General features: G+C 32.9%; 13 protein-coding genes. 11 read left to right on the top strand and 2 right to left on the bottom strand.

Going from position 1 to position 13,969, the window contains the following annotated elements:
- Window positions 1-757: 757 nt before the first annotated feature.
- From QZU75_RS00175 to QZU75_RS00125, 11 genes are all read left to right on the top strand, one after another.
- Complete coding sequence (locus tag QZU75_RS00175) at window positions 758-1,843, top strand: glycosyltransferase family 4 protein (RefSeq protein WP_296880930.1); 1,086 nt, start codon at window positions 758-760, stop codon at window positions 1,841-1,843.
- Window positions 1,840-2,706 (top strand): shikimate kinase, encoded by an 867-nt coding sequence (locus tag QZU75_RS00170; protein ID WP_296880929.1) that lies wholly within the window; start codon window positions 1,840-1,842, stop codon window positions 2,704-2,706. The genes QZU75_RS00175 and QZU75_RS00170 overlap by 4 nt, the downstream gene beginning before the upstream one ends.
- Before the next feature lie 115 nt (window positions 2,707-2,821).
- Window positions 2,822-3,151, top strand: a complete 330-nt coding sequence (locus QZU75_RS00165; RefSeq protein ID WP_296880928.1) for a chorismate mutase — start codon at window positions 2,822-2,824, stop codon at window positions 3,149-3,151.
- On the top strand, window positions 3,151-3,348 hold the full coding sequence (locus tag QZU75_RS00160; protein ID WP_296880927.1) for a 30S ribosomal protein S17e: 198 nt from the start codon (window positions 3,151-3,153) through the stop codon (window positions 3,346-3,348). Before QZU75_RS00165 ends, QZU75_RS00160 begins: the two co-directional genes overlap by 1 nt.
- Before the next feature lie 227 nt (window positions 3,349-3,575).
- Window positions 3,576-4,796, top strand: a complete 1,221-nt coding sequence (locus tag QZU75_RS00155; RefSeq protein WP_296880926.1) for an aspartate kinase — start codon at window positions 3,576-3,578, stop codon at window positions 4,794-4,796.
- On the top strand, window positions 4,793-5,686 hold the full coding sequence (gene dapA, locus QZU75_RS00150) for a 4-hydroxy-tetrahydrodipicolinate synthase (protein ID WP_296880925.1): 894 nt from the start codon (window positions 4,793-4,795) through the stop codon (window positions 5,684-5,686). The genes QZU75_RS00155 and dapA overlap by 4 nt, the downstream gene beginning before the upstream one ends.
- Window positions 5,687-5,698: 12 nt before the next feature.
- Window positions 5,699-6,520 (top strand): 4-hydroxy-tetrahydrodipicolinate reductase, encoded by an 822-nt coding sequence (dapB, locus tag QZU75_RS00145; RefSeq protein ID WP_296880924.1) that lies wholly within the window; start codon window positions 5,699-5,701, stop codon window positions 6,518-6,520.
- A gap of 8 nt (window positions 6,521-6,528) precedes the next feature.
- The gene (asd, locus tag QZU75_RS00140) at window positions 6,529-7,578 is read left to right on the top strand and encodes an aspartate-semialdehyde dehydrogenase (protein ID WP_296880923.1); all 1,050 of its coding nucleotides are present in this window, start codon (window positions 6,529-6,531) and stop codon (window positions 7,576-7,578) included.
- A 230-nt stretch (window positions 7,579-7,808) separates the two neighbouring features.
- Entirely contained in the window at window positions 7,809-9,341 is a 1,533-nt protein-coding gene (locus QZU75_RS00135; protein WP_296880922.1) for a hypothetical protein, read from the top strand.
- Between the two features lie 419 nt (window positions 9,342-9,760).
- Window positions 9,761-11,350 (top strand): thermosome subunit alpha, encoded by a 1,590-nt coding sequence (gene thsA / locus QZU75_RS00130; RefSeq protein WP_296880921.1) that lies wholly within the window; start codon window positions 9,761-9,763, stop codon window positions 11,348-11,350.
- Between the two features lie 43 nt (window positions 11,351-11,393).
- Window positions 11,394-12,398: an adenosylcobinamide amidohydrolase gene (locus QZU75_RS00125; RefSeq protein ID WP_296880920.1), complete on the top strand. Its 1,005-nt coding sequence runs from the start codon at window positions 11,394-11,396 to the stop codon at window positions 12,396-12,398.
- Here QZU75_RS00125 and QZU75_RS00120 read toward each other — a convergent pair.
- Window positions 12,388-12,606 (bottom strand): exodeoxyribonuclease VII small subunit, encoded by a 219-nt coding sequence (locus tag QZU75_RS00120; protein ID WP_296880919.1) that lies wholly within the window; start codon window positions 12,604-12,606, stop codon window positions 12,388-12,390. The two genes, QZU75_RS00125 and QZU75_RS00120, sit on opposite strands and share 11 nt — an antisense overlap.
- Complete coding sequence (gene xseA / locus QZU75_RS00115; protein WP_296880918.1) at window positions 12,607-13,860, bottom strand: exodeoxyribonuclease VII large subunit; 1,254 nt, start codon at window positions 13,858-13,860, stop codon at window positions 12,607-12,609.
- Window positions 13,861-13,969: the final 109 nt, after the last annotated feature.

Below are 13,969 nucleotides of genomic sequence, written 5' to 3'. Positions count from 1 at the left end.
AGAAGTTAAACGATGATAATTTCTTTAAGGTCATTTTCCCTCTTAAAAAAAGTTAAAAAACAAAAAATAGATGTGATGGGATTTGAACCCATGAAGCAACTAATGCATAAGACCCTGAATCTTACTCCTTTGACCACTCGGACACACATCTAAAAGAATATCTCAAAAAGTAATTGATGTACTGTTTTGAGTTTAACTTATTATCATATCTTTTTTTTAATATAAAAATGATTCCTTTTTGACCCCATAATTATTGGGTCAATCATTTCATATTCTCAAAATTGTAACTTGGTTAAGCATTGAATCTTCTATACTGTAGACAATTTACTGTGAACATTTTTCATTTTCTAATCCAGCGTCCAATTGACCTCCGAACAAGGGATCATGATATTTTCATTACTAACACTTGTTAAACAGGATTTAACATTACCATTAATGTTTTTAAAATTAAATTCGACCTTAAACTTTGAAATAAATCATTTTTAAAATTTTCTAAGATGGAAACTGTTTAATTACAATCCTAATAGTTAATGTTATATAATATTTTAATAATTGGATTTTACAGGAGAATTACATTTAAAGTAAACATTCATCGGGAAACAAAATTGAATTATTTTAATGTTAGTAGGGATATTTTTTTATAAAAAGAGAATATTCAAATTTGACTTTTTTTATCATTGATTTTCACTGATTTTGCATATTTATTTAAACAATAACTTTTCTAAATAATATTAGAAATTAGTGGAGTTTTATTTTTATGAAAATTGCAATGGTTGGTCAATTTCCACCGCATGTAGGTGGTGTCGGTGTTCATATACACACTTTATCAAAAGAACTTGTAAAGCAGGGACATGAAGTATATGTTATAACATATCCTCATAAGGATATTCAGGATATTGACGGGATTCATGTGATTGGAACAAAGGGTCTTAATATTCCGGGTGTTAGAGGATTGATGTTTAAAAAGAATGCAAAAAAGGCATTGGAAAATCTCTTGGATAAAGAGGATATAGATATTATTCATGGTCATTATCTGTTTCCGGCAGGTGCTGCTGCTGTTGAAGTTGGAAACAAGAGAGGTATAAAGACATATGTTACTGCACATGGTTCCGATATGTTTGAAGTTTATAAAAAGCAACCGTTAATGCGTTCCACTATTAAAAATGTATTAAAACGTGCTGATTGCGTTCTTGCAGTAAGCAATGCATTAAGGCATGAAATCATTGCAACAGGCGTAAACGGTATTTCACAAAAAACCAGGTTGTCCTGGAATTCCGTTGATGTTGAAAAGTTTTCCTTCCACAGAAACAATTCATTTAAAATTGAAAACAATTTGATTGACAAGCCGATTGTTTTGTTTGTTGGAAATATCATCAAGAGGAAAAATGTCGAATCATTGTTAGAAGCCAAAAAAATTGCAAACAGTGATTATTATCTGGTTATTGTTGGTGATGGGCCGCTGTTTAAAAAACTTAAGCAAAAAGCTGAAGATGAAAACATTCGTGATGTGATTTTCACAGGTTCGAGGGATGATGTTGATAAAATCATTCCAAGCTGTGATGTTTTGGTCTTGCCTTCATTTTCTGAAAGTTTTGGTCTTGTTTTGATTGAAGCGTTATCCTGCGGTAAACCCGTAATTGGAAGTAATGTTGGGGGAATCATTGAGATAATTACTGATGATGTGGGTTTATTAGTCAATCCGAATAAAGTATCATCCATCGCAGGTGCAATTGATAAAATAGTTAATGATAATCAGTTCAGATTAGAATTATCTTCTAATGCAAGAGAAAGAGCTATGAAATTTTCAAAAGTTGATATTCCATATGATGAGGTAAAACAATGAAAAAAACAGTAAGGTCACCTGGTTCTGCAACAATAATCAATGCAATTGCAACAGGTTTCGGTTCTGCATTTGGAATTGGTCTCGACATTAAATGCCATGCAAAATCCGCTGATAGTCAAATAACCTGTTTCAATGATGTTGGGGCAGACAACACTTTAATGGAATTATGTGTAAAAAAGGTTTTCAATCATTATGACATTAACGTTGATGAATTTGGAGTCGATTTAAAAACAGAATCTAGTTTACCGATGGCATCAGGCCTTTCAAGTAGTAGCGCTTCATCAAATGCTATTGTAAAGGCAGTCTCTTCAATCGTCAGTGAGGAATTTAATTTAAAACCTCTCGATGATTTGGAAATAATCAACATGGCAATTGACGCATCACTGGATGCGGGAGTTACAATTACCGGTTCATTTGATGATGCAACAGCATCATACTTTGGAGGTGTTGTTGTAACAGATAATAAAAATAGGGAATTTATTATAAAAGAGGAAATGGAGGACTGTCCTATTTTGGTTTATATGCCTAATTTCTTTTCAAAATCTGGTGATTCCAATCCTGAAAGGATGAAACTACTTGCTCCGCTTGTTGAAACCGCATTCGGATTTGCAAAGCAAAGGGATTATTTCAAGGCAATTAATTTAAATGGACTTTTATATTGTGCAACATTGGGTTTTGACTCAACAATTGCCGTTGATGCCTTGGAAGCAGGTGCAATTGCTTCAGGATTATCCGGTACTGGTTCCTCATTTGTTGCCGTTGTCAGTGATGAGTCAATCGATGATGTTAAGGATGCCTGGAGCAGATATGAGGGTAATGTTTTGGAAACTCATGTTGACAACGAAGGTTGTCAATTTATATGAGATTAATTTTAATTTTTAATTCAATCAAAAAAATAAAGTGGGAATAAACATATAGTTTATATACTAGGATTGTAATAAATTATATTATTATCATTATTATCAATTTGGTGATTTTTTGAAAAGTGAACAAGAAAAAATATCTTTTAAAAATAAGCAAGAGGCTGAAGATCTTCTCAAAAAATCAAGAATTCGTATTGATGAAATTGATAATGAATTATTTGATTTAATTTCTCAGAGAACTTCTATTGCAAAGGATATTGCTGTTGCTAAAAAATATCTTGGTATGCCAATCTTTGATAAAAGTAGAGAAGAGGAAATTCATAGGAAAATAGAAACGTTATCTGAGCAAAAAGGTCTTGATGTTGATATTATTAATCAAATTATAGACATGCTAACTATATTAAATAAGAATGAGCAGAATAAAATTTTAAAGGAGGAATGTTAATGGGCAATATTAGAACTTCATTTGTTAAACGTTTAGCTAAAGAACTTATTGAAACTCACCAAGGAGTTTTTACTACTGATTTTGAAGAAAACAAAAAATTAGTACAAGAATACTCTACCGTAAGTACTAAACATTTAAGAAATAAAATCGCAGGATATGTTACAAGGCTTGTTAGGTTAGAACAAACCAGAGATTAAGCTTTTTTCATATTTTTTTTACTACTTTTTTATAATTTTTATTTTTAATTTGAATATTTTCTATTTTGTATATTGTTTTACCAATTAATTTTTTGTTTTTAGTCACTTTTTTCATGATATTTTATTTAAAAGTTTATTAATATGATTAGATATAAATATATATTAATATTTTTGTTTACTCAAAAATATGAAATTTAAAAATTATCTTATTGAAATAGGTGAATTTAATGGATTTGATAGTAGCAAAATTTGGTGGAACCTCTGTTGGAAATGGTTCACGGATTAAAAAGGCGGCGCAGTCCGTAGTAAATGAGTATATGAAAGGCAATCGTGTTGTAGTTGTAGTTTCTGCAGTAAATAAGACAACAGATGATTTGATTGGTTTATCCAATGAAGCAATCGGTGAAGGATTGACTGATAAACAAAAGGCAGAAATTATGGCTATGGGTGAATTGACTAGTGCTAGAGTATTCTCAGCAACTATTGAATCTTTAGGCGTAAAATCTGAATTTATTGACCCTTATAATGATATGTGGCCAATAATGACTGATTCAAATTCTCTTGAAGCTAAAATTGATTTTGGCACCACAAACAAAAAAATTGTAGGTATTGAAAATCTTTTAAATCAGGGAATAATTCCGGTCATTTGCGGATTTTTAGGAAAAGGCCCTAGCGGTGAAATCACAACCCTCGGAAGAGGAGGAAGTGATATATCTGCATTTTTAATTGGACATTGTTTAAATGCAAATGAAGTTGTCATTGTTACTGATGTTGATGGTGTAATGTCTACTGACCCTAATAAAATTGAGGAAGCTGAATTGCTTGATGAAATCAGTGTTGAAGAAATGAGGGATTTGGCTACTCATGGTGCACAGGTATTGCATCCTCACGCATTGAAATATAAAGATCCATTAATAAGTGCAAAGATTATTAATTTTAAAGAAGGTGATTTGGACTCAAAAGGTACCCGAATTACCGGTCCTTTTGAAGGAGATATTTTAAAATCAGTATCTGTTTATCACGAACCTATTTCACTCATAGTTCTTGTAGGTGAGGCTATGCTTAGAAAAGTTGGGCTTTTAGCAGACATTACCTCTTGTCTTGCTAAAAATAATATAAACATTTTTGGAATCTCCGCAGGTCAAAATTCAATTACTACATTTGTAAGCAAAAAGGATTCTGAACAAGCTTATCATATTTTACATAATTTGGTTGTTGAAGCCGATGCTTTAAGCTCATTATCTCTTGGTGCTGATACTGCAATGATTACATTGGTCAGCCCGGATATTATTGAAACCCCTGGAATTATTTCCAGCATTACAGAACCGCTTAGACAAAATAATATTAATATTGTTGAAATCACTTCATCTCAAACAGCTGTAGTGCTGTTTGTTGAATGGAAAGACGGTGAAAAAGCACATAAATTAGTTAACGAGGTTTTAGGATGAAATTTGAAGGAACATATGTTGCAATGGTAACTCCTTTTGATGATAACAAACAAATTGATGAGGAAGGTTTTAGATCAAACATCAACTATTTAATCGATCAGGGTGTTGACGGTTTAGTTGGTGCGGGAACTACTGGTGAGTCTGCTACAATTGACCATGAGGAACATAAAAAAATCATTGAGATTTTGATTGATGAAGCTGACGGAAGAGTTGAAACTATTGCCGGAACTGGAAGTAATTCTACTTCAGAGGCATTATCTCTTACAGAATTTGCCGCTGATGCAGGTGCAGATGGAGCATTACTGATTACTCCATATTATAATAAACCTCAGCAACACGCGCTTGTGAATCATTATGCAACAATTGCGGAAAAATGTGATATTCCAATTATTGCTTATAATGTACCGTCACGTACAGGAAGCGACATTGCTGTAGAAACTGCAGTTGAATTGGCAAAAATTGAGGGTGTTGACGCTCTTAAAGAAGCTAGCGGTAGTGTTGATAAAATATCTGACATTTACAGGGCTCTTACTCGTGAAGGTCTTGAAGATGACTTGAACATTCTTTCCGGTGAAGATTCACTTACTTTGCCTATCATGGCTGTAGGAGGAACTGGTGTTATCAGTGCATCTGCAAATATCGATGCTAAAAGAATGGTTTTAATGGTAAACAGCATATTGAATGATGATTATACAAGAGCATTTGAACTTCACTATGAAATGCTTGATTTGATAAGAGCTCTTTTCATTGAAAGCAATCCGGTTCCTGTTAAAACTGCAATGAATTTAATGGGACTTCCTGCAGGACCTTTCAGACAGCCTTTGTGTGAGATGAAAGAAGAGAATTTAGAAGTTCTTAAAAAAGCATTAAAAGATTCAAATTTAATTTAAGTAGGTATTATTATGATTAAAGTCGCAGTTACTGGAGCAGCTGGAAGAATGGGCTCCGGTATTGTAAAAAAAATAACTGAACAAGAAGATATGGAAGTTGTTGCAGCTATTGAAATACCAAATACTCCATTGGCAGGTAAAGACGTTGGTCTTCAGGCTGGAATTGGAGAACTTGGTGTTGAAATTGTAGGTGCTGAAAAACTTGAAGAAACATTAAAGTCTTCCGGTGCAGAAGTATTGGTTGATTTCACTATTGCTCCTGCAGCTGCAAACGCAATTGAAGTAGCTACTTCCTGTGGTGTGGGTGTTGTTGTGGGAACAACAGGATTCACAGATGAACAGATGCAGTCAAACATTGAAAATGTTAAAAAGAACAATGTTCCTGCAGTAATTTCTTCCAATATGGCAATTGGAGTTAACGTGTTCTTTAACACTTTAAAGAAATTAGCCCCACTTTTATATGATTTTGATATTGAAATTATTGAAGCTCACCACAATCAGAAACAGGACGCTCCATCTGGAACTGCTGTGACTGCATTTGAAGTTATAGCTGAATCATTGGAACGTGATCCTGAAGAAGTTGGAGTCTACGGAAGAAAAGGATTAGTCGGAAAAAGAACTCCTGAAGAAATTGGTATCCATGCAATTCGGGGTGGAGATATTGTCGGAGACCACACTGTAATGTTTGTGGGTGATGGTGAAAGAATAGAAGTCAAACATCAGGCTCATACAAGAGAAGTATTTATTGCAGGTGTAATCAGGGCTATCAGATATATTCCTCAAGCTGAAAAAGGAATTGTCAGCAGTATGAATGATGTTTTAGGATTGGATTAGGTGAAAAAATGGTAAATGTTGGTGTATTGGGCGCAACCGGTATGGTCGGTCAAAGATTTATTCAGTTACTTGAAAATCATCCTGATTTTGAAGTTACAGCTTTAGCAGCTTCTTCCAGATCAGCTGGAAAAAGATATGAGGATGCTACTACCTGGTATTTAGATAATGAAATGCCAGATTCTGTCAAAGACATTAAAGTCGTTGAAACTGATCCTGAAAAAATGGATAATGATGTTGATATTGTATTTTCATCTCTTCCTACAGAATTTGCAGCAAAAGTCGAAAAGGCTTTCGCAAAAGATTATGTTGTTGCAAGTAATGCTAGTGCACATAGGATGAAAAAAAATATTCCTTTGGTAATTCCTGAAGTCAATCCGGAATGCTTAGACATGATTGATGCTCAGCAAAAGGAAAATGACTGGGACGGATTCATTGTTACCAATCCGAATTGTTCAACTATTGCTTTGGCTTTATCATTAAAACCTATTGTGGATAATTTCAATGTTAATGCAGTTAGGGTATCAACAATGCAAGCAGTATCCGGTGCAGGTTATAATGGAGTTCCATCAATGGCTATTGTCGATAATCTTGTTCCTTTCATTGGAGGCGAAGAAGAAAAAATGGAAAGCGAATCCCTCTATCTGTTGGGTTCTTTCGATGGTAGCGATGTAGTTAATGCAGATTTCAAATTAAGTGCATCATGTCATAGGGTACCTGTTATTGATGGTCATACTGAAGCAGTATTTATTGAGTGTGATGAGGACTTTGACATTGCTGATGTAAAAAGTAAAATGGCAAACTTCAAAGCATTGCCACAAGAACTAAATTTATTCTCAGCTCCTGAAAATCCAGTCATTGTCAAAGAAGAAGATAACAGACCTCAACCAAGAATGGACAGAAATGCCGGTAATGGTATGGCTGTTACTGTTGGTAGATTAAGAAAAGATGTAGTATTTGATAATAGTTTTAAATATGTTCTTGTTGGGCATAATACTATTCGTGGTGCGGCTGGAGCATCAATATTAAATGCTGAATTAATTAATGATAAAATACTTTAATTTTATCAATTTATTTTTTCTATTTTTTTTAAAATTTTTTGTTTTTTCTATCTTTTTTCTATTTGTTTTTATTTTTAATTTTAGGTTATTGTAAGGGTTTAATTTAAATAGTATAAAATAAATATTTTATAGCAAGGAATTATATTGTACATTATATCGAAATTTTCAAATTCATAAATATTTAATTATTTGAAATTGATATAGGGATAAAATTTAAACTAAGGGATAGAATGGAAATAGGAATTGATGCTGAAAAAGATACACTACAATCTTTAATTCGGTCTTGCCTATTAGAGCTTAATAAGTTAAAATTTGATTTAACTGAACTTGAAGTGGAAAAAGCTAATGATAATACTCCACAAAGGATTAAAGAACTCGAAAAAGATATTGTAGAGAAAGAACGAGAAGTTTCTGTAATAAAGTTCAAGGCAGAAGATGAAATTAACCTTTTGAAAAAACAACTCGAAGAAAAGGATAGCTTAATAAAAAATCAGGAAGACAGAATTTACGAACTTGATTATGTTAACAATTCTCTTGATGAGATTAAGGAATATTTTGCTGAACAGTTAAGAGACTACAAGAAAAAAGAGTTGGCCGATGTTAATGAAAGGTTAAATGAATCATTCAAAAGTGTAGCTGAAAAAGAAGCTCAAATCAACTCACTTTCAAGAACCATTGATGAATACAAAATCAAGGTTATCAAGTTGGAGAATAACGTTGAGTCCAAAACTAAAATCATGGAACTTGAAAAGGAGCTTGAGCTCAAAAATAGTGAAATTACACTAAAAGAAAATGAACTGTCTAAAAAAGATGACCAGATGGTCATTTTAAAAGAACAAACCATTCCTAAGCAAGAATATATTGATATGCAGTCTGAATTTGATTCAAAAATCAATGAATTGAACTGTGAAATAGATAATTTAAAAGAACAAACTATCCCTAAAGAAGATTATCATGACCTTCAGTCACAATTTGAAACTGAAATGGTTAATTTGGATAATCAAATCAAAGTTCTTAAAGAAAGCACTATTCCTAAAGATCAATATACAAATCTTCAAACTCAATTGGAATCTGAATTGGCATCAAAAGATAGTGAAATTGAGTATTTGAAAGAAAAAACTGTCCCTCGTGATGAATTTGTTTCCCTTCAAACTCAATTGGAATCTGAGTTGGAATCTAAGGATAGTCAGATTGAGTATTTGAAAGAAAAAACTGTCCCTCGTGATGAGTTTGTTTCTCTTCGAAATCAGTTGGAGTCTGAGTTGGAATCTAAGGATAGTCAGATTGAGTATTTGAAAGAAAAAACTGTCCCTCGTGATGAGTTTGTTTCTCTTCAAAGACAATTGGAAAATGAAATTTCCACTAAGGACAATGAGCTTAGATACTTAAAAGAACAGACTGTTCCTCGTGAAGATTTCTTGTCATTGAAAAATCAGCTTGAAAGTGAAATCAATACCAAGAATAATCAACTTAAATATTTAAAAGAGAGCACTGTTCCTCATGAAGATTACCTGTCTTTGAAAAATCAGCTTGAAAGTGAAATCAATACCAGAGATAATGAGCTCAAGTATTTGAAAGAGCAAACTATTTCCCGTGAAGAATATCTCAAACTTCAAGGTGAATTGAACAGGAAAAATGATAAAATCAAAAGACTAGAAGAAATCAATACTTTCTTTAATGAACTTCAAGAAGAACAAGAAGCTTTTGATACTGTTGAAAAGACTCCTCCTTTCAGGTTGGAGAAAAAGCAAAAACGTAGATAATTAGAATTCCTTTAATTGGGGTTGGATTTCTAGTAATCAATGAGATTTTTAATCTCATTTTTCTACATTTTCTATTTTTTATACTGTCGTATCTACATGTCGGCATAACATTATATTTTTTTAAGGTACTCATTTCATTTATTCACATTAACCTGCATTAATTTTGATAGACATAATTATTAATGTTAATATTATGGTATGCAACTGCAAGTATTGTGGCATTTAATCATAGGTAATTTTTAGGTATGATTTTTTCATAATCTTTTTCTTACTTTAATTTACTTTATACCGTAAAGTATTTATATAACCTTAAACTCATGTATTATGTAGAAAGGTTTTGTCAACACTATAACTTATTTTCTCATGTTGATAATTTAACTGATCTAATTATTTATAAAATTAAAAAAAGGTGATTATTTATGGCACAAGGACAACCAATTTTTATTTTACCTGAAGGTACTAACAGGTCTGTCGGTAGAGATGCACAAAGAAATAACATTTTAGCTGGTAAAGTATTAGCTGAAACTGTAAGAACTACTTTAGGTCCTAAAGGAATGGACAAAATGTTAGTTGACGGACTTGGTGATATTGTTGTAACCAACGACGGTGTTACAATCTTAAAAGAAATGGATATTGAACATCCTGCAGCAAAAATGCTCGTAGAAGTTGCAAAAACCCAAGAAGATGAAGTTGGAGACGGAACTACTACTGCAGTAATTATTGCTGGAGAATTATTAAAAAAATCCGAAACTTTACTTGACTCTGACATCCACCCAACAATCATAGCTATGGGATACAGAAAAGCAGCAGAAAAAGCACAAGAAATCTTAGATGAAATTGCAATCGAAGATGTTGATTCCGAAGTATTATTAAAAGTAGCTATGACTGCTATGACTGGTAAAGGAACTGAAGCAGCACGTGAACCATTAGCAAAATTAATCGTAGATGCTGTTGAAGCTGTAGCAGATGAAGACGGTGTTGACATTGACAACATTAAAATTGAGAAAAAAGATGGAGCTGTTGTTGAAGAATCCAACTTAGTTGAAGGTGTAATTGTAGACAAAGAAAGAGTACACCCAGGCATGCCATCTGAAATCAACGGTGCAAAAATTGCATTAATCAACACCCCATTAGAAGTTAAAGAAACTGAAATGGATGCAGAAATCACTATTACCGATCCTGCTCAAATGCAAGCTTTCATCGAACAAGAAGAAAAAATGGTTAAAGATATGGTAGACAAAGTAGTTGGTGCTGGTGCAAACGTATTATTCGCACAAAAAGGTATCGACGACTTAGCACAACACTACTTATCTAAAGCTGGTGTTTTAGCTGTAAGAAGAGTTAAAAAATCTGATATTGAAAAATTATCCAGAGCTACTGGTGCTAACGTAATTACAAACTTAGATGATTTAACTGCTGAAGACTTAGGAGATGCTGGTCTTGTAGAAGAAAGAAAAATCTCCGGTGAAGACATGATCTTCGTAGAAGAATGTAGCGGAGCTAAATCTGTAACCTTATTTGTAAGAGGAAGTACCAAACACATTGTAGACGAAATTGTAAGAGCAATTGAAGATGCAATTGGTGTAGTAGCAGCTACCGTAGAAGATGACAAAGTTGTTGCTGGTGGAGGAGCTCCTGAAATTGCAATGGCTAAAAAACTCAAAGATTATGCAGAATCTATTTCTGGAAGAGAACAATTAGCTGTAAACGCATTTGCAGAAGCTTTAGAAATCGTACCAAAAACCTTAGCTGAAAACGCAGGTTTAGACAGCATCGACTCCTTAGTAGATTTAAGAGCTGCACAAGAAGACTCATTCTACATGGGATTAGATGTATTGAAAGAAGCTGGTGTAATTGAACCTAAACGTGTCAAAAAACAAGCTATCCAATCTGCATCTGAAGCAGCTGAAATGATTTTAAGAATCGATGATGTAATCGCATCAACCAAAGGCCCTGAAGATATGGGTATGGATCCTTCCGCAATGGGCGGAATGCCTCCAATGATGTAGATACAAAGAAATTTTTATAATTTCTTTTCTTTTTTTATTTTTTATGAAACACAGACTTATTTTTAACACATCACTTGACGATGAAGTTTTTTATCTGAAGGATACTATTTTTGTTAATTTCAATGTTAAACGTAATGGAATTTCCACATCCAAGCTTAACGGCGGATTTTCCAGTGAATATAAAAGCGTATTTAACCATCATCTCTCACAGGAAAATATTGACTATCTTGAAGACCATGATGTCAATGATTATCTAATCCGGCTGTGTGGAACATTAAATATGGATTCTGATTATTCAACAGGTCTGATTACTTTAGCGGAAATGAAAAATACGAGCATTGTTTGCCGTATATTTAAAAATATTGAAGTTGTAGCTATTACCACTGCAGGAGTCAGAACCAATGCTTCAAGAGCGGGTGATCCTTCATCATATTATGAGGAGAACGGAAAATTCGGTACAATAAATACAATTATTTTAACAAATGTCAATTTGGATTATGAGACACTGCTTGAAGCATTCATGTGTGCCACCGAAGCAAAGACGGTTGCTTTAAGCGATTTAAAGATTCCCTCACAATACTCAAATTTCTATGCAACAGGAACTGGAACTGATGGACTGGCCGTTTTTTCAAATACTGAATCTGAAATAACATTGACAAATGCTGGAAAACATTCCAAATTCGGTGAATTAATTGGACAATGCATTATTGAATCGGTTAAAAAAGCCATTAAAAAACAGGTCTGGATATCAAATAAATCACAGTCAAACGTATTGTCAAGGTTAAATCGTTATAATTTGGACATTAATGAGTTTTATAAGAATTTAGATTATGATAAAAAAGAATTTATTGCTGAACTTCAAAAAGATATGAAAAAACAGGATAATGTGGCCATTACAACAAGCATTTTAAATCTCTTTGATGAAGTTCACTGTAATTTAATCAAAAAAGAGGATGCCTATTATCTGGCAGTTGAAATAAAAGAAAAATGTAATAGTTATCCAATAAAAACGCTATTGGAATACTGGATTAACTATTTTATTCGTTAGTGTTAAATTCAGCAAGTTCTCCGTTTTCTTTAACGATTTTAGCAATTGATTCTTCTGCTGCTTCCAGTTTTTTGTTGCAGACATTAACAAGTTGCATGGCTTTGTTAAATTCATCAATTGCATCATCTAATGGGACATCTCCGTTTTCTAATTTGTTAACAATTTCTTCTAATTTTTCTAAACTTTCTTCAAAACTTAAATCTTGCATCTATATCACCTTTGTGTTTACTGTTCCGTCATCAAATTCAATATCAATTTCATCTCCTGTTTTAACATCCTTGGATGAAGACAGCACCTTATTGCCGGATTTGGCAATGGTATAACCTCTTTTTAATGTCAAAAGGGGATTTAATACTTCTAATTTGTTGATGTTTTTAAGGAGTGCGTCCTGTTTTGTTCTAGTAAGCTCTTTAGGATTTTTCAAAATTGGAGCGTTTTCAAGCTTGAACAATTTATTTTTATTTTGTGAAATAATGTTTTTTGAGCTGAAGCTCAATTTGTTGACTAAATTGTCAAGAGTCATTCCTTTGATTTCGTATATGCTTTCGGGATTTTTAAAAATATTTTTTTGAGAAATATTCTCCAGTTTGGTTTTATTCAATGTTATTTTGTCATTAACACTTTTGTTTAATCTTTTGGATAACTGGTCTACATTATCTTTAATTTTAGACAATTCTGGCACTGCAATCTCAGCAGCTGCTGTTGGTGTAGCTGCTCTCAAGTCTGCAACAAAATCGGATATGGTAAAATCAATTTCATGGCCTACTGCACTGATTACAGGTATTTTGCAGTTGTATATCTCAAATGCCACTTCCTTTTCATTAAATGACCATAAGTCCTCGATACTTCCTCCTCCACGTCCAACAATCAGTGTGTCAATGTCATAACTTTGAGCATTTTTAATCTGTCTGACAATTTGTCCTGAGGCCTGTTCACCCTGAACCATTGTTGGAAATACTAAAATCTCACAAATAGGATATCTTCGTTTGATTGTAGTGATGATATCTCTTATTGCAGCTCCGGTTGGAGATGTAACGACTCCAATTCTTTTAGGATATTTTGGAATGTCCTTTTTGTGCTGTTCATCGAAATATCCTGCTTCATTGAGTTCTGTTTTCAGTTTTTCAAATTTTTCATATAAAATTCCAATTCCATCTTTAGTAATGGATGCAGCATATAACTGATATTTCCCGTCCCGTTCATAGACTTCGATTTTACCTTTGACAATTACCTTGTCTCCGTCTTTAGGCTCAAAGTTTAAAAATCTCTTTCTGCCTTTGAACATCACGGCAGGAATTTGGGAGGCTTCATCCTTTAAAGTGAAATAACTGTGTCCGCTGGAGTAAGTCTTAAAATTGGAAATTTCTCCTTTAATGTAAATGTTTTTTAAATTGGCATCCATTTTCATCTTTCTGTTGATGTAAGAATTAATCTGGGATACCGTTAAATATTCTTCTTGCATGCATTCACCTTAAATTCAATGATGTTACTATATTGTTTTTATTTAATACTTTTTTTTGTTTATTGCAATATTTATTCTAAATAAGGTAATCTATTTAAAATTGATTGTA

This window comes from uncultured Methanobrevibacter sp., assembly GCF_902764455.1.
Taxonomy (GTDB): Archaea; Methanobacteriota; Methanobacteria; order Methanobacteriales; family Methanobacteriaceae; genus Methanocatella.
This window is presented reverse-complemented; position numbering and strand designations above follow the sequence as displayed.